Here is a 19,000-nt window from a genome sequence, read left to right as displayed (position 1 = left end):
AAACTCGTTCAACTTCAAACACTTGACTCGCTTGCGATCTCTCGTAGCGGGAGGCGAATTCTACAGCGTTACAACCTGCTGTCAACTGCCTTTTTGCTACTAACAACCTTAAGCGTTTAACACTTGCCTCGCTGCGACTGCCTCGCTGCGAGGTGGCGAATAATACGCGATCTGAATTTGGAGTCAACACCTTGATCTGAAAAAACTTTCGCGCTGATAACGGCCTTCCCGGCAACTAAACGGCAGCGCAATTGATCTGTAGAGAAACACCCTGAGGAGCACAGCGGTAATGAGCGATGCGCACAGCGACAAAACCCCTGGCCTGTCGGCGGATGAAGAACAGGAAATCAGCCATAACCAACCGCCCCGGGCCGCGGTGCTGCACGAGATCATCCGCGCCCAAGGCGACCAGGAGCTGGAGCGAACCCTCGCCGCGCTGTGGTGGTCGGCACTTGCCGCCGGCCTGAGCATGGGCCTGTCGTTGATGGCTATGGGCTTGTTCTATGCCCGCCTGCCAGAGGGTGATAGTGCACAGGTCATCGCCAGCCTTGGCTACTGCGCCGGGTTTCTCGCTGTGATCCTGGCGCGCCAGCAGTTGTTTACCGAAAACACGCTGACTGCCGTGCTGCCAGTGATGACTACCCCGACCCTGGGCAACCTCGGCCGCTTGTTGCGTTTATGGAGCGTGGTGCTGCTGGGCAATATGGCCGGCACGCTGCTGGTGTCCTGGGTCATGCTCGAGCTGCCGATTTTCGACAGCAAGGCAGACGTGGCATTCCTGGAGATAGGCCGCAAGGTCATGCAAAACGACATCAGCCAGATGTTTGCCAAAGGCATCATATCGGGCTGGATGATCGCAACCATGGTCTGGATGATCCCGGCAATGGAGAACGCCAAGATCTGGATCATCCTGCTGATCACCTACATGATGGCCCTCGGCGACTTCACCCATATCGTGGTGGGCTCGGTTGAGGTTTCCTACCTGGTCTGGGCTGGCGATGAAACCTGGCAGGCTTTTGTGTTCGAGTTTGCCCTGCCTACCTTGGCCGGCAACATCATCGGTGGCAGCTTCATCTTTGCCTTGATCAGCCACGCCCAGGTGCGCAGCGACAGCGGCAAGCCACCGTCCAAGCTATTAAAGGAAGCCAACCAAAATAACGATCGCCAAGAGCCGCGTCTTTAATAGCTAACGCGAGACAACTGAACTGGGTTGCGCCCTGCCCTGCTGACGCAGGGGGCGCGGTTGCCACCAGTTCTGCCCGGGGTGGGGTGAGTCGAGGCTGACACGCTCGCCCATCTGCGGCGTGCTCAGCTTGACGTGAGCAGCGCCGGCCAGCGCGAGAATACGTTCGAACGGCTCCTGCCAGGTATGGGTAGACAAATCAAAGGTGCCATTGTGGATAGGCAGCATCCAACGCCCACGCAGATCCAGGTGTGCTTGCAAGCTTTGCTCGGGCTGCATGTGCACGCTGGGCCAGGCCAGGTTGTAGGCGCCGGTTTCAATCAGCGTGAGGTCGAACGGACCGTAGCGCTCGCCTATCTGACGAAAGCCATCGAAGTAACCGGTATCGCCACTGAAAAACAGCCGCAGCCCGTCATCGATGATCACCCAGGACGCCCACAACGTCTGATTGCTGTCGAACAGACCGCGCCCGGAGAAGTGCTGCGCAGGTGTGGCGGCAAAGCGCACGCCCGCCACCTCCGCCTCCTGCCACCAATCGAGTTGGCGCACCTTGCCAGCTGGCACTCCCCACCCGATCAGGCGGTCACCAACTCCTAGCGGCACCAGGAAAACATCCGTGCGCGGCGCCAACTGGCGAATGGCATGCTCGTCGAGGTGATCGAAGTGATCATGGGACAGGATCACGGCTGCCAACGGCGGAATCTCGTTGGTCGCCAACGGCGAAGGGTGAAAGCGCTGCGGCCCGGCCCACTGCACCGGCGAGGCGCGCTCGGCAAACACCGGGTCGGTGAGGAAAAAGCGCCCACGCAGCTTGAGCAGTATCGTCGAGTGCCCCAGCCGCCACAGACTGTGGTCTGGCGAATCAAGCAACTGCTGCCGGCTCATCGGCTGCAAGGTAATAGCCGTCGCTGGCCGCGTTTGCGGTGGTTTGCGCAAGAACAGGTATTTGAGACCAATGCGCAGTTTTTTCAGCATGCCGTCCTGTGGCAGGGCCGCCTGGTTGTGAAAGCGCCCATCCTGATAACGCGCCGGTTCACCGGCAGGGGAGTCCGTGGGCAGCATGAACAGGAGCACTCCGTAGAGAAACAAGGCCTTCATATTACCCCACAGCGTTGGATCAACCGTGAAATGGCTTGTAAGGTCATTTTTCGCTGAGGTGAGTCTGTTGAACAATATTCACCCGATTTATGCGATAAACGGCGCCCCACGGAAGAACCACGATCATGATCGACAACAGAAGCGGCAAGGGACTCTCATTCGTCAGGCGCATCTACCTGCCCAGGATTCTCGGCATGGGCATCGGCCTGTTCAGCGTGATGGCCGCCATGGCACCGCTGCATCCTCCCGGCTGGATCTGGGCGTTGATGCTGGTTAATGGCTTGCTGTGGCCACACGTTGCTTATCTATGGGCCAAGCATTCCACTGCGCCCTACCGCGCCGAACAACGTAACCTGCTGCTGGACTCACTGATGGGCGGCTTCTGGGTGGCGGCCATGCACTTCAATCCTCTGCCCACGGTGACCATCCTGTCGATGATGACCATGAACAATGTTGCCGCCGGCGGCAAATCCCTGCTGGCGCGCGGGCTGCTCGGGCAATTGGCCGGGATGCTGCTCGCCAGCGCGATGCTGGGCAGCGGCCTGCAGTTGCAGACCAGCGCCCTGCAGGTCTGGGCATGCCTGCCAATGCTGGCCCTGTATCCCGTAGCACTTGGATGGGTGTGTTATCGCCTGGCGATCAACCTGGCCGACCATAAACGTCAGCTCAGCGCACTGAGCCGTACCGACAGCCTGACTGGTTTGCTCAATCACGGTTCATGGAAGGACCTGCTCCTGCTCAAGTTCCAGATCAGCCGCCAACAGCGCCTGCCGGCAATGATCGCCCTGATCGACATCGACCATTTCAAGGCCATCAATGACACTTATGGTCACGTCGTCGGCGACTGCGTGCTGCGCCACTTGAGCCAGGAACTGCAGCGCAGCCTTGGCCCGGATGATCAGGCCGGGCGCTACGGTGGCGACGAGTTCTGCGTGATATTCCCAGGGGCTGACCAAGCCCGGGCTGGGCTGGCGATGGAAGCGCTGCGTGAGCGGGTCAATGCCTACCGCAACCCGCAACTACCCATGTTACGGATCAGTCTGAGCATTGGTCTGGCAGCCTATGATGAGCTTTTGAAGTCGCCGGAGCACTGGCTGGAACACGCCGACAAAGCACTCTATGCCGCCAAACATCAGGGCCGCGACCAGGTCAGCTTCAATCATGGGCCTGCTGCCCCGCTCAGGCTGGCATACCCAGACTGAGGGGGGCCACATTCAACGCAGACGGCGCTCGGCAACGATCTCCGGCAGATCGCTGCGCTGCAGATAGATGCGCAACGGCTCGGCGATATTCAGGCGGTCGTCCACATGCTGGCCGAGCAGCAGGGCCAGGCGCTCACGGCACAACGCCATGCGCTGCCCGGACTCGGCACGCCAGACGAATTCGCTACACGGTGTAATGCTGTCGTCCGCTACATCCATGCCAAACGCATCTTCGGAAAAGCGCACGATATGACTGCCGCGCTTGGCGTGATAACCGACAAAGCCATTGAGCTGGTCGGCGGCGCTGCAGATGTCTTGAGAAGTAATGGCCATGGCGTACCTCGCTAGTTAAGAGAGTGACGCACGCAAAGCCTGCGGCGGCCTCTGGCGGGCCACGCGCAGCTTTCAGCCTAGCGCAACTGGCCAGCGCTTCGCCAAGCTTTTTGATCTGCTCCTGGCAAGCCCGCTAGAATACCCGGCAAATCATTGATGTGGCCCAAGGGGCCGTGGAACCCTGCATGAACAACGCGGTAAGTTCCGACATCGCCACCATTGGTCGCATCAGTGCCGTGCCGGCGATTCTTCAGGTTATCTGCCAGAGCACCGGTATGCGCTTTGCTGCAGTGGCGCGGGTCACCGAGCACAGCTGGACCGCCTGTGCGGTGCTGGACGGCCTCGGATTCGGCATGGATGTAGGCGGCGAGCTGGACATCGCCACTACCTTTTGCAATGTAATCCGCAGCTCACATCAGGCGATCGTGATCGACAAGGCCAGTGAAGACCAGCTCTACTGCCAGCACCCCACCCCCAAGCAATACAAGTTCGAGAGTTACATCTCTGTGCCGGTGTACCGGCAGGACGGCAGTTTCTTCGGCACCATCTGCGCGCTTGATCCCGAGCCGTTTGCGCTGAAAAACAGCGCAGTACAGCCAATGGTCGAGGGCTTTGCCCGCCTGCTGTCGGTGCAGATAGAACATGAAGAACAGGCGCAGCGTACCGAACACGCCCTGCAGCAGGAGCGAGCGATGGCAGAGGTGCGCGAGCAGTTCATTGCCGTGCTGGGCCACGACCTGCGCAACCCGCTGTTCGCCATCACCGCCGGCGCAGAGCTGCTGGTGCAGCGCCTGACCGAGCAAAAACACCAGGCACTGGCCAAGCACATCCTCACCTGCGGTCAACGGGCGAGCAATCTTGTGCGTGATGTGCTGGACTTCGCCCGCGGCCGCCTGGGCAGCGGTATCGCCCTTGCGCAGCAGCCGTGCCATGACCTGGCTGAGGTACTGCGGCACGTAGCCTCGGAACTGCAACGCGTCCACCCACAGCGCCGATTGCAGCTGCAACTTGGTGAGATCGGCGGCTTGTATTGTGACCCTGAGCGGATTGCCCAGTTGTTATCCAACCTGATCGCCAACGCCTTGGTGCATGGTGACCCGCAGGGTGTGGTGACGGTCGGTGCAAATATTCATGAAGGCCACTTCCTGCTGAGCGTACATAACCTGGGCGAGCCGATCCCCGCGCAGACCCTCGCTCAGCTGTTTCAGCCCTTTACCCGAACACGCGCCACAGCCCATCAACAAGGGCTGGGCCTCGGCCTGTACATTGCCAACCAGATCGCCCTCGCCCACGGCGGGCACATGCAAGTGGCATCAAGCCTTGCGGGCGGAACTGTGTTCAGCTTTCACCTGGCCGTTGATCGGCCTGAGACGGCTGTTCAAGCACTGTTGCCGGAACAGTAAGCCGCGCTGCGCCAGCAAGAAAATCCAGACAAAAAAATGGGCGACCGAAGTCGCCCTAAATGCCTTGCGTGCTCATGAATCGGGAAGGATCAGCGCTGTTTGCGCTTGTGCGAATCCTTCCAGATGAAAATGCCCAGACCGGCGAAGAAGACCAGCATCAGTCCGACCGTCACAACACCTGCGATAACCACATTGTCGAAGAACATGTCGGCGCTCCCTGTTTATCTGCCGTCGTCCGATGGATGTAAGGTAGCGAATAGGAGCAGGGAGGAAATTGACCGGTGTCAATAGTGCCCGGGACCGGGCACTGGAGGCGGGCGCAGGGTTGACCTGCGTCAAGTTTCAGCGCTTTTTGGGTTTGTTCTTGGGCTTTTTCTTTTTACCAGCCGTCAGCGGCATGGCTTGCTCGAAGGCCTGGCGCATTTCATCGAGGCGCTTGTCCTTGAGGTCATGGATACGTTTGGCGCGCTCGGCGCCGAAGTCGATCAGGTTGTCTTCACTCATGGGCGGGCCCGGCTGTCAGCAGATAAGTGCATGATGCCGCCAGGCGTCGATGTTGGCCAGTCAGACTTCGATATCGACCAGCAAACCCTGGCGCGGACGTTCGCCCAGTGGCGCTACAGGCACGGTGTTGTCGGCGTTGAGTTCCTCTCCGGCGAGTGCCTCGTAACGCTCGTCATCCTCATCGTGGCGGCGCTGATGCTGGCGGCGCTGCTCTTCACGCAGGAGCAAGGCCTGCTCGTTGGGGTCGCGCTGCTGCTTGAGGTTGATCGAGCTGTCGTCGGGAGCTGGCTGCGCAGGGACAACCGGGCGGATGTCCGGTGTCTGTTTGACCGGGTCGTGCTGGGTGGTCACGGGCATGGCACTGAGTGGAATGATCGGCGGCAGCATTGAGGTTCTCCTGTCACTACTGTATCGGCCGGTGTGAACCGGCCTTGAGTGCCTCACTACGGGAAGCGTGCGCCGCCAGCCAGGCTTGCTTAATCGGGTAGATCGTCATCTGCATCACCCGGCTCGGGGCTGACTTCGCTCCACGGCCGTTTGTAGACCTTCTGCCACACCGCAGCCAGATGATCACGCAGGACCTGCGCGGTATTCTTCAGTGAAGCGCTATCAACCCGCTCACCGCCGATAGGTTGCTCTCCTGCCGGGCTGATCAAGGACTGACCGGTGATGCTGTAGACCGAAGCACCTTCACGCAGTTCGATTGCAATGTCGTGCGGGTCAATACCACCGCCGCAGAATGCGTGGCTGGCCACTGTCACTTCGGCGACACCGTCGCCATTCAGATCGCTGACGTCACTGACATCGGTATAGAAGTCGACATCCAGGTCCAGCCCCGGGCAGGTGGTCTCTTGCTCGATCTGCCAGCGCGGCTTGAACGCTTCGCTGCCGGCAGTGCGCCCGTACAGGGTGGCTTTGAGCACCACCTTGTCGACTTCCTGCTCGCTCTCGGGGTCACTGGCCTGGCCATCGGTACGGCTCAGCACCAACAGCCCCTCGCCGTCGCGGTCGCGAAAATGCACGCTCTTGATCGGTGTACGCACACCCAGCACCTCGAGCTGCTCGGCGGCGATCGGCGCCAAGGACTGGAAATTGTTCTGCTCGCAACCGGCCATCAGCAGCAAGCTGCCCAGGCCCACGGAAGCGGTCAACCAACGGTACTTGGCAGGCATTGGGCTGGGTATCCTCGTCGCTGCGGGTGGGCGTCGATGAAACGGCTAGTCTGTTAACTCTTTGGTCTGCCCGGTCTATCCGTTAACATAGCCGGCTTTTCATCGGCGGGAGTTCAGGCAGTATGGCGCAGCAGTATCAACCGGGGCAACGCTGGATCAGCGACAGCGAAGCCGAGCTCGGCCTGGGTACCATCCTGGCACAGGATGGCCGCTTGCTGACCGTGCTGTACCCGGCCACTGGCGACACCCGTCAATATTCCCTGCGCAATGCGCCGCTGACCCGCGTGCGCTTCTCGCCGGGCGACCAGATCACTCATTTCGAAGGCTGGAAGCTGACCGTGCGCGAGGTCGATGACGTCGACGGCTTGATGGTCTACCACGGCCTCGACGCACAGAACCAGCCGCGCACCCTGCCGGAAACCCAGCTGTCCAACTTCATCCAGTTCCGCCTGGCCAGCGACCGCCTGTTCGCCGGGCAGATCGACCAGCTGGCGTGGTTCTCGCTGCGTTACAACACCCTGCAGCACAACAGCAAACAGATGCTGTCGAGCCTGTGGGGGCTGGGCGGCTGCCGCGCGCAACCGATCGCGCACCAGCTGCATATCGCCCGTGAGGTCGCTGACCGGATCGCCCCGCGCGTTCTGCTGGCCGATGAAGTAGGCCTGGGCAAGACCATCGAAGCAGGCCTGGTGATTCACCGCCAACTGCTCACCGGCCGCGCCAACCGGGTGCTGATCCTCGTTCCAGAAAATCTCCAGCACCAGTGGCTGGTAGAGATGCGCCGGCGCTTCAACCTGCAGGTAGCGCTGTTCGACGCCGAACGTTTCATTGAAAGCGATGCCAGCAACCCGTTCGAAGACGCCCAGCTGGCGTTGGTCGCGCTGGAGTGGCTGGTCGAAGACGAGAAGGCTCAGGACGCGCTGTTCGCCGCCGGCTGGGACCTGATGGTGGTCGATGAAGCGCATCACCTGGTCTGGCACGAAGAAAACGCCAGCGCGGAATATTCCCTGGTCGAGCAACTTGCCGAGGTCATCCCTGGCGTGCTGCTGCTGACCGCGACCCCCGAGCAACTTGGCCAGGACAGCCACTTCGCGCGCCTGCGTCTGCTCGACCCGCATCGCTTCCACGACCTGGCAGCCTTCCGCGCCGAGAGCGAGAACTACCGCCCGGTCGCCGAAGCAGTGCAGGAGCTGCTCGAACAAGGCCGCCTGTCGCCCAAGGCCCACGCCACTATCCACGGTTTCCTCGGTGCCGAAGGCGAAGCCTTGTTGACTGCGGTCAACGATGGCGACAGCGAAGCCAGCGCACGCTTGATCCGCGAGCTGCTCGATCGCCACGGTACCGGCCGCGTGCTGTTCCGTAACACCCGTGCTGCCGTGCAAGGCTTCCCCGAGCGTCATCTGCATCCCTACCCGCTGCCTAACCCTGAGCAGTACAGCGCACTGCCGGCTGGCGAGCGCGCCGAGCTGTATCCGGAAGTGGCCTTCCAGGCCCAGGGCCCAGGCGATGACGAGCAACGCTGGTGGCGCTTCGACCCACGGGTCGACTGGCTGATCGACACGCTGAAAATGCTCAAGCGCACCAAGGTCCTGGTGATCTGCGCCCACGCCGAAACCGCGATGGACCTGGAAGACGCCCTGCGCGTGCGCTCCGGTATCCCGACCACGGTATTCCATGAAGGAATGAGCATCCTCGAACGGGATCGCGCGGCAGCCTACTTCGCCGATGAAGAGTTCGGCGCTCAAGTACTGATCTGCTCGGAAATCGGCAGTGAGGGCCGCAACTTCCAGTTCGCTCATCACCTGGTGATGTTCGACCTGCCAGCCCACCCCGACCTGCTCGAGCAGCGCATTGGCCGTCTTGACCGGATCGGCCAGAAGCACACCATCGAGCTGCATATCCCGTACCTGCAGGACAGCCCGCAAGAGCGCCTGTTCCAGTGGTACCACCTGGCACTGAATGCGTTCCTCGCCACTTGCCCGACCGGCAACGCCCTGCAACATCGCCACGGTTCGCGCTTGCTTTCGCTGCTCGGCGATGGCGAAGCCAGCGCCTGGAACACCCTGGTGGACGAAGCCCGCGCTGACCGCGAGCGCCTCGAGTCCGAACTGCACAGCGGCCGCGACCGCTTGCTCGAGCTCAACTCCGGCGGTGCTGGCGAAGGTCAGGCACTGGTCGAGGCGATCTTGGAGCAGGACGACCAGTTCGCCCTGCCTATTTATATGGAAACCCTGTTCGATGCCTTTGGTATCGACAGCGAGGACCATTCGGAAAACGCCCTGATCCTCAAGCCGAGCGAAAAGATGCTCGACGCCAGCTTCCCTTTGGGTGACGACGAAGGCGTGACCATCACCTACGACCGGGCCCAGGCATTGTCGCGCGAAGACATGCAATTCCTGACCTGGGAACACCCAATGGTACAGGGTGGCATGGACCTGGTGCTGTCCGGGTCGATGGGCAACACCGCCGTAGCGTTGATCAAGAACAAGGCGCTCAAGCCAGGCACCGTCCTGCTCGAACTGCTCTACGTAAGTGAAGTGGTCGCGCCTCGCAGCCTGCAACTTGGCCGGTACCTGCCGACCGCTGCCCTGCGCTGTTTGCTCGATGCCAACGGCAACGACCTGGCCGCACGGGTGGCCTTCGAGACGCTCAACGAGCAGCTCGAAAGCGTGCCGCGGGCCAGCGCCAACAAGTTCATCCAGGCGCAGCGCGATGTATTGGCCCAGCGCATCAGTGGTGCCGAAGCCAAGATCGAGCCAGTGCACGTCGAGCGCGTGGCCGAGGCGCAGCGTCGCCTGGCTGCCGAAGCGGATGAGGAGTTGGCACGTCTGACCGCACTCAAGGCCGTCAACCCGACGGTACGTGACAGCGAAATCGATGCGCTGCGTGCACAGCGTGAGCAGGGCTTGGCCATGCTCGACAAGGCGGCTTTGCGTCTGGAAGCGATTCGGGTGCTGGTCGCGGGCTGAGTAGTCTAGGCACGACTGCCAAGCAGTAAAAACCAGGGCGCCTTACGGCGCCCTTTTTTATTTCCGCCCGCTATCAGCCTGATAACCAAATCGTAGCAACCAAATTGCCATTAATCAGGAAGGCTTAACTACCTTTTCCTATACTGCGTGTTCATGAGTCTCCTTCGGGGACGGATGCAGGGCACCACGGAGAGGCGCGATGGAGTGGCTGGGACTGCAATTGTTCGCCGAGCTACCGGCAACCGGACAGATCGTTATCGACTGCCGTCATGAGCCATTGCTGATCATTCTGGCCTATATCGTCGTCAGCGCTGCGGCGTTTGCCACCCTGGACATGGCTGAGCGCCAATGCCACAGCGAGAACGACAATGCTCGCCGGCAATGGCGGATCCTCGGCGCATGCTGCCTGGCAGGCGGTATCTGGGCCTTGCATTTCATCAGCATGCTGGCCTTTCACGCGCCGCTGGAAACCCACTATGACGCCGCGCTGACAGGGTTGTCGTTGCTGCTTGCCCTACTCGCCTCGTGGTTCGCCATGCACAGCCTTGAGCGCCATGTGATGAGCCCGCGTCATTACCTGCAAGCAGCCACATTCATCGGCCTCGGTGTGACCTTGATGCACTACATCGGCATGGCGGCAATGAAAACCAGCGCCGTGCAGTACTACCAGACCAGCCTGCTGCTGGCCTCGTTACTGATTGCCATTGTCGCCAGCCTGCTGGCGCTGGTCATGGCGCGTTACTTTCGCAACGGCAGCGGCACCCTGCATCTGGCCATGAAGTACGGCGCCAGCCTGCTGATGGCCGGCGGTATCGTGGCTACCCATTTTACCGGCATGGCGGCCATGACCCTGGTGATCCCGGCAGACGCTGCGCTGAGCCCGCCATCCACTGACAACAGCCTGCAGTTGGGCCTGACCGTTGCCTGCATCACCCTGCTGATCAGCGCCAGCAGCATCAGTGCGGCGCTTGCCGACAAAAAACTGCAAAGCAAGGAGCACGACCTGCGCCGGGTCAGTGTGCTGCTCAGCCAGCTTGACCAGGCCCGGGTGTCGCTGCAGCAGGCCGCGCACTACGATGCACTGACCAACCTGATCAACCGCCGCGGTTTCAACCAGGTGTTTGCCGAACGTCTCGCCGAGCACGCCGCAAATGAAGGCATGCTGGCGGTGATGTTCCTCGACATCGACCACTTCAAGCGGATCAACGACAGCCTCGGCCACGCCGCCGGCGATGATCTGCTCAAGGTCATCGCCGACCACATCAAAGCCGCAACCCGCAGCCAGGATCTGGTGGCGCGGTTTGGCGGCGACGAATTCTGCATCGTCACCAGCCTGCACAGCCGCGACGAGGCCCGTCACCTGGCGCAGCGGATCATGCAGCGGATGAAAGAGCCGATCGACCTGGGCGGACGGCGTATGGTCATGACCACCAGCATCGGCATCAGCATCTATCCGGACGACGGCCGCAATGCCGAAGAATTGCTGAAAAACGCCGACCTGGCGCTTTATCAGTCCAAAGGCTGCGGACGCAACAACCTCAACTTCTTCAATAGCAGTCTGCGTGTTCGCGCGACCCTGGAACTGCAGTTGGAGGAAGAACTGCGGGTTGCCTTGCTCGAAGAACGCGGCCTGTGCGTGCACTACCAACCGATTTTCGACGTACGCAGCGGTCAAGTTGCCAAACTGGAAGCGCTGGTGCGCTGGCAACACCCGCAGCACGGTCTGCTCGGGCCCGACCGCTTCATCAGCATCGCCGAAGCCAACGGGCTGATCGCCGAGCTGGATCTGTGGGTGCTGCGCCGCGCCTGCGCCGACCTTGCCCGGCTCAATCAGCATGGTTACGCCAGCCTCAAGGTCACGGTCAATTGCTCGGCGCTGACCCTGGCCCGCGAAGAGCTCCCAGATGACGTCGAACAGGCCTTGTTCCAGGCTGGCCTGGCGCCGCGACAACTGGAACTGGAGGTCACCGAAAACGCCCTGATGGGCGACATTCAGCAGGTCATCAACCTGCTCAAGCGGATTCGCGGGCAAGGCGTGGCGCTGTCGATCGATGACTTCGGCACTGGCTATTCGTCGCTGGCTTACCTCAAACGCCTGCCGCTGGACGTACTGAAGATCGATCGTTCATTTATCCAGGAAGTCCCGGTCAGCCAGAAAGACCGTGAGATCGTCCAGGCAATCATCATGATGGCCCACACCCTGCACCTGCAGGTAGTCACCGAAGGCGTCGAAACCGTGGAGCAGCAGCAGTTTCTGGTCAGCCATAGCTGTGATTACCTGCAAGGCTACCTGCTCAGCCGACCGGTGCCGTTGACCGAACTGTACCCGGTACTGGAGCGCCTCGACCGCCAGCAACCGGCGCTCACGGCAGATGCCGATACAGCTCAACCAGAGTTGCCGGATCTTTTTCCAGGCAGCCCTGGCTACCGTGCAAGCGCATCAGTTGCGCGGCGAGGCCACTGATCGGTGCGGCCGAGCCCTGCTCGTGGGACAGTTTGACGGCGCCATCGAGGTCCTTGAGCAGCGTGCGTACATGCCACTTGACCGGTTCGAACTCGCTCGCTGCCATCTGCGGCGCAAGTATCTGCAGCGGCTTGGAATCGGCAAAGCCACCGGCCAGCGCTTCGGCGATCAAACTGGCATCGACGCCGGAGCGCTCGGCGAGGGCGACCACTTCGGCAATCACCAAGGCATTGCAGGCAACGATCATCTGGTTGCAGGCTTTGGTGACCTGGCCCGCGCCTACCGCGCCCATGTGAGTCACGCGCTGACCGAGCTGCATCAGCACCGGCCGTGCCCGGGCCAGATCCTGCGCTGCGCCGCCAACCATGATCGCCAGGCTACCGGCGGTAGCCCCGGCTGTGCCGCCAGACACTGGCGCATCCAGCCAGGCCATGCCACAACGCGCTGCCAGCTCGGCTGCCATTGCCCGCGTCGCACTGGGCTCAAGGCTGGACAGGTCGACCAACAACTGCCCGTGCCGACCGCCTGCGGCCACCCCCTGTTCACCAAACACCACCTCGCGGACCACGCTGGTGTCCGCCAGGCACAACAGCACCATATCGCTGTACTGGCTCAGCTCTGCAGGGCTCGCCGCCAGCCGGGCGCCGGCAGCGACCAACTCGGCGCACTTGTGCGGGCTGCGGTTCCATACCGTCAATGGATAACCGGCAGCCAACAGGCGACGGCACATCGGCAGGCCCATCAAGCCAATCCCAGCGAAACCCAACGCAGGCAATGCAGTACTCATAGCAACTCCATCAACGGTGTGTGCAACAGCAACCAGCAAGTGACAGTGCCACCCTGGCCTCGACTTGAGCGCAGTGGCGAGCGCCCTGCACCTTTATTACGCATTCCGTAAACTGTTACCGCTGTGCCGAACGAGGCTCGCGGTGTTACTTACTTCTACCTTACGTGCACGTCAACGCGCACCATAAGCAGCCGCCTGCCTGTTTCTACGCACCAAAAAAGCTCACTGATTTGTAGCGGGCTTTGTCTGCATGAGCACGAATGGCGAAACCACCACAGCCCAGATTTGCGGATCACGGGCCTGCATGTCTAGCGCCTGCTCTGCCGATACCGGGCCGACAGTGCCATCCGCCCGCCATTTGGCGAACATTTCACCTTGGTTTTCGGCCATCGCCGCAGCAACGGTAATCAGGTCCAGATCGGGGTCGACCCAAATCAGGTCACCCTTTGCCCAGAAACGCTCCAGCGCCTTCCACTCAATGATTGCAGTCTCACCAAGCAATTTGGCATAGAGGGTGCTTGTTTGATCAGTCATGGGTTCCTACCAGCAAGAATCGGCCAACTCAAAGGCCGCTATTTTTGCAGAAAAACCCGGTTGCAAATATGTAATTTGCTCGACGGCTCCCGAGTATGGGGGATGCATCGCTGAATAGAGGCTATTTGATGGCGCTATTCTGTATGTTTATGTCGATCACGCGACACCCCGCGAAACAGACGCTTTTTGATGGCTTTTCAAGCGTCGAGCCAGCGCTCTACACTGTACCGGTACAGTTCCGGGACATGTTCCGGGGGAAGGTGGGCGTGCATATGGCGTGGCCATTGCACATCCCGCCCGGTCTGTAGCCCTGACCGCCAGGACTATAAGAATTACAACAGAATGAGTGGAGCACTATGATCAAGATTTCCAAGCTGTTCGCTGCAATGGTACTGGCCGGCGTAGCCAGCCATTCGTTTGCTGCCGATACCATCAAGATCGGTATCGCCGGCCCGAAAACCGGTCCCGTCACCCAGTACGGCGACATGCAGTTCATCGGCGCCAAGCAAGCTATCAAGGACATCAACGCCAAGGGCGGCGTCGATGGCAAGATGCTTGAGGCCAAGGAATATGACGACGCTTGCGACCCTAAACAAGCAGTGGCCGTAGCCAACAAAGTGGTCAACGATGGCGTCAAGTACGTAATCGGTCACCTGTGCTCCAGCTCCACCCAGCCTGCATCCGACATCTACGAAGACGAAGGCGTGATCATGATCACCCCGGCTGCCACCAGCCCGGAAATCACCGCCCGTGGCTACAAGATGATCTTCCGCACCATCGGCCTGGACAGCGCGCAAGGCCCGGCTGCTGGCAACTACATCGCCGACCACGTCAAGCCTAAGGTCGTTGCAGTACTGCACGACAAGCAGCAATACGGTGAAGGCATCGCTACCGCGGTCAAACAGACCCTGGAAAGCAAAGGCACCAAAGTTGCCGTGTTCGAAGGCCTGAACGCGGGTGACAAGGACTTCTCCTCGATCATCCAGAAGCTCAAGCAGAACAACGTCGACTTCGTTTACTACGGCGGCTACCACCCAGAACTGGGCCTGATCCTGCGCCAGGCGCAAGAAAAAGGCCTGAAAGCCAAGTTCATGGGCCCGGAAGGTGTCGGCAACGACTCCATCTCGCAGATCGCCCAAGGCGCTTCGGAAGGCCTGCTGGTGACCCTGCCGAAGTCCTTCGACGCTGACCCTGCGAACAAGGCCATTGCCGATGCCATCAAGGCTGACGGCAAGGACCCAAGCGGCCCATTCGTGTTCCCGGCCTACTCCGCTGTGCAGTTGATCGCTGACGGTATCGTTGCGGCCAAGTCCGAAGACGCCGACAAAGTGGCTGCAGCGATCCACGCTGGCACCTTCAAGACCCCGACCGGCGACCTGTCGTATGACGCCAAGGGCGACCTGAAAGACTTCAAGTTCGTGGTTTACGAATGGCACTTCGGCAAGCCGAAGACCGAAGTCTCCCCGCAGTAACTGCGTGATCAATAGCTGACCGAAAAGCCCACTGTGCGAGCAGTGGGCTTTGTTTTACGAGGTTCATGAGAACGATTGCCGTGATCCGGCAGCCGCCTCACCTGAAAATCTTAAAACCGTCACCCGCGGTTCACTGGCCGAGCCCTGCCATCGTCGCACAGACCACGAGGCGCGCCGGGTTACCCCCCGCCAGCGAATGCAATCAGGTTTTTAGGAGCGCTGTAATGCCTGAGATCTACCATTTCTTCCAACAACTGGTTAATGGATTGACCATCGGCAGCACCTATGCCTTGATCGCCATCGGTTACACGATGGTGTACGGCATCATTGGCATGATCAACTTCGCCCACGGCGAGGTGTACATGATCGGGTCCTACGTGGCATTCATTGCACTCGCCGGGCTGGCCATGATGGGCATCCATTCCCTGCCGATACTGATGACCGTGGCCTTTATCGCCACGATCTGCGTAACCAGTGCCTATGGCTACAGCATCGAGCGCGTTGCCTACCGCCCGTTGCGCAACAGTAACCGTCTGATCCCGCTGATCTCTGCCATCGGCATGTCGATCTTCCTGCAGAACACTGTGCTGCTGTCACAGGATTCCAAGGACAAGTCGATCCCCAACCTGATCCCTGGGAGCTTCTCCTTCGGCCCGGGCGGCGCAGAGGAAGTGCTGATTTCCTACATGCAGGTACTGGTGTTCGTCGTCACCCTGGTGGCCATGACCCTGTTGACCCTGTTCATCTCCCGTTCCCGCCTGGGCCGCGCCTGCCGCGCCTGTGCCGAGGACATCAAGATGGCCAACCTGCTCGGTATCAACACCAACAACATCATTGCCCTGACCTTCGTCATTGGCGCCGCACTGGCGGCAGTGGCAGCCGTGTTGCTGAGCATGCAATACGGGGTGATCAACCCCAACGCCGGCTTCCTGGTGGGCTTGAAAGCCTTCACCGCGGCAGTCCTGGGCGGCATCGGCAGTATTCCGGGCGCCATGCTCGGTGGCCTGGTGCTGGGTGTGGCCGAAGCCTTTGGCGCCGATATCTTCGGTGACCAGTACAAGGACGTCGTGGCGTTCGGGCTGTTGGTTCTGGTGCTGTTGTTCCGGCCGACCGGCATTCTGGGCCGTCCGGAGGTTGAGAAAGTATGAACAAGAATATCAAACAAGCGTTTTTCAGCGCCCTGCTGGTCTGGGCCGTGGCCTTCCCGGTACTTGGCCTGAAGCTGAGCATCGACGGCATCAACCTGATCGTGCATAGCCAGGGGCCGTTCACCATCACCGTGATTGCGGTGTGTTCGGTGTTGATGTTCCTGCGGGTGTTGTTCGACAAGCAGTGGAGCGCAGTGACTGCCCGTGGCTCGGACCGCAAGTTGATCTCGCCAGCGGTGAGCAACTTCCTGACCTTGCCCAAGACCCAGCGCTGGATCATCCTCGGCCTGATCGTGGTGGCATTGGTCTGGCCGTTCTTCGGCTCGCGCGGCGCGGTCGACATTGCTACGTTGATCCTGATCTACGTGATGCTCGGTCTGGGGCTGAACATCGTCGTCGGCCTGGCCGGCCTGCTCGACCTGGGTTATGTCGGCTTTTACGCAGTGGGTGCCTACAGTTACGCCATGCTGTCGCACTACTATGGGCTGAGCTTCTGGATCTGCCTGCCGATTGCCGGCTTGATGGCAGCCACCTTCGGCTTCTTGCTGGGCTTCCCGGTATTGCGCTTGCGCGGTGACTATCTGGCGATCGTGACCCTCGGTTTCGGTGAGATCATTCGGCTGTTCCTGCGTAACCTGACCGACCTCACCGGCGGCCCCAACGGCATCAGCAACATCCCCAAGCCAACCTTCTTCGGGCTGTCGTTCGAGCGTCGCGCGGCTGAAGGCATGCAAACCTTCCACGAGTACTTCGGCATCGAGTACAACTCGATCAACAAGGTCATCTTCCTCTACCTGGTAGCGTTGTTGCTGGCCTTGCTGGCCTTGTTCGTGATCAACCGGCTGCTGCGCATGCCAATCGGGCGGGCGTGGGAGGCACTGCGTGAAGACGAGATCGCCTGCCGTGCGTTGGGCCTCAACCCCACCGTGATCAAGCTCTCGGCATTTACTCTGGGCGCCTGCTTCGCCGGTTTTGCCGGCAGCTTCTTCGCCGCACGGCAAGGGCTGGTGACACCGGAGTCGTTCACCTTCATCGAGTCGGCAATCATCCTCGCCATCGTTGTGCTGGGCGGTATGGGTTCGCAGTTGGGCGTGATTCTCGCGGCCATCGTGATGATCCTGCTGCCGGAGCTGATGCGTGAATTCAGCGAGTACCGCATGTTGATGTTCGGTGCGCTGATGGTGTTGATGATGATCTGGCGTCCGCAGGGCTTGCTGCCTATGCAACGACCACATATGGAGCTGCGTCGATGAGCCGCGAAATTCTGCAAGTCAGCGGCCTGAGCATGCGCTTCGGCGGCTTGTTGGCGGTCAACGGCGTGGCCCTGACCGTCAAGGAAAAACAAGTGGTGGCGCTGATCGGCCCGAACGGCGCCGGCAAGACCACGGTGTTCAACTGCCTGACCGGCTTCTACAAGCCAAGTGGCGGCACCATTCTGCTCGACGGCCAGCCGATTCAGGGCCTGGCCGGCCATCAGATCGCCCGCAAGGGTGTGGTGCGGACCTTCCAGAACGTGCGTCTGTTCAAAGAGATGACCGCGCTGGAAAACCTCCTGATCGCCCAGCACCGGCACTTGAACACCAACTTCTTTGCCGGCCTGTTCAAGACCCCGAGCTTTCGCCGCAGCGAACACGAAGCCATGGAGCGCGCGCAGTACTGGCTGGACAAGGTCAACCTGACCGAGTTCGCCAACCGCACTGCCGGCACCCTCGCTTACGGCCAGCAGCGCCGCCTGGAGATCGCCCGCTGCATGATGACCCAACCGCGGATCATCATGCTCGACGAACCTGCCGCCGGCTTGAACCCCAAGGAAACCGAAGACCTCAAGGCATTGATCGGCTACCTGCGCGAATCCCACAACGTGACTGTGCTGCTGATCGAGCACGACATGAAACTGGTGATGAGCATCTCCGACCATATCGTCGTGATCAACCAGGGCTCGCCCCTGGCCGATGGTACCCCGGAGCAGATCCGTGACAATCCTGATGTGATCAAGGCCTATCTGGGGGAAGCGTAATGCTCAAGTTCGAAAACGTTTCCACTTTCTACGGCAAGATCCAGGCGCTGCATGGCGTCAATGTCGAGATCAACCAGGGCGAGATCGTCACCTTGATCGGCGCCAACGGTGCCGGCAAGTCGACCTTGCTGATGACCCTGTGCGGCTCGCCGCAGGCGCACAGCGGCAGCATCAAATACCTTGGGGAAGAGCTGGTCGGCCAGCCGTCTTCGCACATCATGCGCAAAAGCATCGCCGTGGTCCCCGAAGGACGCCGCGTGTTTGCCCGTCTGACTGTCGAAGAGAACCTGGCCATGGGCGGTTTCTTCACCGACAAGGGCGATTACCAGGAACAACTGGACAAGGTCCTGCAGCTGTTTCCGCGCTTGAAAGAGCGCTACTCACAGCGTGGCGGCACCATGTCCGGTGGCGAACAGCAGATGCTGGCGATTGGTCGTGCGCTGATGAGCAAGCCCAAGTTGCTGCTGCTCGACGAACCGTCGCTGGGGCTGGCGCCGATCATCATCCAGCAGATCTTCGATATCATCGAACAACTGCGCCGTGATGGTGTGACGGTATTCCTGGTCGAGCAAAACGCCAACCAGGCACTCAAGATCGCTGACCGTGCCTATGTATTGGAGAACGGTCACGTGGTCATGCAGGGCACTGGCGAAGCATTGTTGAGTGACCCGAAGGTGCGAGACGCTTACCTCGGCGGTTGATCCTTCGTGTAAT

At 60.6% G+C, this 19,000-nt stretch carries 18 protein-coding genes; 10 read left to right on the top strand and 8 right to left on the bottom strand.

Features of this window, described 5'->3' with window-relative positions:
- Positions 1-289 precede the first annotated feature (289 nt).
- Positions 290-1,183 (top strand): formate/nitrite transporter family protein, encoded by an 894-nt coding sequence (locus M2396_RS17125; RefSeq protein WP_101321787.1) that lies wholly within the window; start codon positions 290-292, stop codon positions 1,181-1,183.
- Between the two features lie 3 nt (positions 1,184-1,186).
- On the opposite strand, the gene M2396_RS17120 is transcribed toward M2396_RS17125, so the two are convergent.
- Positions 1,187-2,281: an MBL fold metallo-hydrolase gene (locus M2396_RS17120; protein WP_188035411.1), complete on the bottom strand. Its 1,095-nt coding sequence runs from the start codon at positions 2,279-2,281 to the stop codon at positions 1,187-1,189.
- Between the two features lie 125 nt (positions 2,282-2,406).
- On the opposite strand from M2396_RS17120, the gene M2396_RS17115 reads away from it, so the two are divergent.
- Positions 2,407-3,483, top strand: coding sequence for a diguanylate cyclase (locus M2396_RS17115; RefSeq protein ID WP_150573607.1), 1,077 nt, complete (start codon positions 2,407-2,409; stop codon positions 3,481-3,483).
- 12 nt (positions 3,484-3,495) lie between these two features.
- On the opposite strand, the gene M2396_RS17110 is transcribed toward M2396_RS17115, so the two are convergent.
- Entirely contained in the window at positions 3,496-3,816 is a 321-nt protein-coding gene (locus tag M2396_RS17110; RefSeq protein WP_101321790.1) for a DUF2025 family protein, read from the bottom strand.
- A gap of 185 nt (positions 3,817-4,001) precedes the next feature.
- On the opposite strand from M2396_RS17110, the gene M2396_RS17105 reads away from it, so the two are divergent.
- Positions 4,002-5,219 (top strand): ATP-binding protein, encoded by a 1,218-nt coding sequence (locus tag M2396_RS17105; RefSeq protein WP_188035410.1) that lies wholly within the window; start codon positions 4,002-4,004, stop codon positions 5,217-5,219.
- 89 nt (positions 5,220-5,308) lie between these two features.
- On the opposite strand, the gene ccoM is transcribed toward M2396_RS17105, so the two are convergent.
- From ccoM to M2396_RS17090, 4 genes are all read right to left on the bottom strand, one after another.
- Complete coding sequence (ccoM, locus tag M2396_RS24195) at positions 5,309-5,425, bottom strand: cytochrome c oxidase subunit CcoM (RefSeq protein ID WP_275967712.1); 117 nt, start codon at positions 5,423-5,425, stop codon at positions 5,309-5,311.
- Between the two features lie 136 nt (positions 5,426-5,561).
- Complete coding sequence (locus M2396_RS17100; RefSeq protein ID WP_188035409.1) at positions 5,562-5,723, bottom strand: hypothetical protein; 162 nt, start codon at positions 5,721-5,723, stop codon at positions 5,562-5,564.
- A gap of 60 nt (positions 5,724-5,783) precedes the next feature.
- Positions 5,784-6,110, bottom strand: coding sequence for an aspartate-semialdehyde dehydrogenase (locus M2396_RS17095; RefSeq protein ID WP_101321792.1), 327 nt, complete (start codon positions 6,108-6,110; stop codon positions 5,784-5,786).
- Between the two features lie 89 nt (positions 6,111-6,199).
- Positions 6,200-6,895: a M949_RS01915 family surface polysaccharide biosynthesis protein gene (locus tag M2396_RS17090; RefSeq protein ID WP_259076204.1), complete on the bottom strand. Its 696-nt coding sequence runs from the start codon at positions 6,893-6,895 to the stop codon at positions 6,200-6,202.
- A 122-nt stretch (positions 6,896-7,017) separates the two neighbouring features.
- Between M2396_RS17090 and rapA the strand changes: the two genes are divergently transcribed.
- Together rapA and M2396_RS17080 are read left to right on the top strand one after the other, a co-directional pair.
- Positions 7,018-9,864, top strand: a complete 2,847-nt coding sequence (gene rapA / locus M2396_RS17085) for an RNA polymerase-associated protein RapA (protein ID WP_101321794.1) — start codon at positions 7,018-7,020, stop codon at positions 9,862-9,864.
- A gap of 199 nt (positions 9,865-10,063) precedes the next feature.
- On the top strand, positions 10,064-12,328 hold the full coding sequence (locus M2396_RS17080; protein WP_259076201.1) for a bifunctional diguanylate cyclase/phosphodiesterase: 2,265 nt from the start codon (positions 10,064-10,066) through the stop codon (positions 12,326-12,328).
- Here M2396_RS17080 and M2396_RS17075 read toward each other — a convergent pair.
- Together M2396_RS17075 and M2396_RS17070 are read right to left on the bottom strand one after the other, a co-directional pair.
- A complete protein-coding gene (locus M2396_RS17075; RefSeq protein ID WP_259076198.1) occupies positions 12,228-13,115 on the bottom strand; it encodes an NAD(P)-dependent oxidoreductase in 888 nt (295 codons plus the stop codon). The genes M2396_RS17080 and M2396_RS17075 overlap by 101 nt on opposite strands.
- 222 nt (positions 13,116-13,337) lie before the next feature.
- Positions 13,338-13,649: a DUF2288 domain-containing protein gene (locus M2396_RS17070; protein WP_101321797.1), complete on the bottom strand. Its 312-nt coding sequence runs from the start codon at positions 13,647-13,649 to the stop codon at positions 13,338-13,340.
- Between the two features lie 356 nt (positions 13,650-14,005).
- Between M2396_RS17070 and M2396_RS17065 the strand changes: the two genes are divergently transcribed.
- From M2396_RS17065 to M2396_RS17045, 5 genes are all read left to right on the top strand, one after another.
- Positions 14,006-15,121 (top strand): branched-chain amino acid ABC transporter substrate-binding protein, encoded by a 1,116-nt coding sequence (locus M2396_RS17065; RefSeq protein WP_150571553.1) that lies wholly within the window; start codon positions 14,006-14,008, stop codon positions 15,119-15,121.
- 224 nt (positions 15,122-15,345) lie between these two features.
- Positions 15,346-16,269 carry a high-affinity branched-chain amino acid ABC transporter permease LivH gene (livH, locus tag M2396_RS17060; RefSeq protein WP_101321800.1) on the top strand — a complete coding sequence of 308 codons (924 nt, stop codon included), beginning with the start codon at positions 15,346-15,348 and terminating at the stop codon, positions 16,267-16,269.
- A complete protein-coding gene (locus M2396_RS17055; protein ID WP_101321801.1) occupies positions 16,266-17,522 on the top strand; it encodes a high-affinity branched-chain amino acid ABC transporter permease LivM in 1,257 nt (418 codons plus the stop codon). The genes livH and M2396_RS17055 overlap by 4 nt, the downstream gene beginning before the upstream one ends.
- Positions 17,519-18,286, top strand: a complete 768-nt coding sequence (livG, locus tag M2396_RS17050; RefSeq protein WP_259076194.1) for a high-affinity branched-chain amino acid ABC transporter ATP-binding protein LivG — start codon at positions 17,519-17,521, stop codon at positions 18,284-18,286. The genes M2396_RS17055 and livG overlap by 4 nt, the downstream gene beginning before the upstream one ends.
- Entirely contained in the window at positions 18,286-18,987 is a 702-nt protein-coding gene (locus M2396_RS17045; protein ID WP_101321803.1) for an ABC transporter ATP-binding protein, read from the top strand. Before livG ends, M2396_RS17045 begins: the two co-directional genes overlap by 1 nt.
- Positions 18,988-19,000 lie beyond the last annotated feature (13 nt).

The organism is Pseudomonas sp. BIGb0278 (assembly GCF_024809895.1).
Lineage (GTDB): Bacteria > Pseudomonadota > Gammaproteobacteria > Pseudomonadales > Pseudomonadaceae > Aquipseudomonas > Aquipseudomonas shirazensis.
Note: the sequence above shows the minus strand (reverse complement) of the source record. Positions and strands in the feature narration are given on the sequence as shown.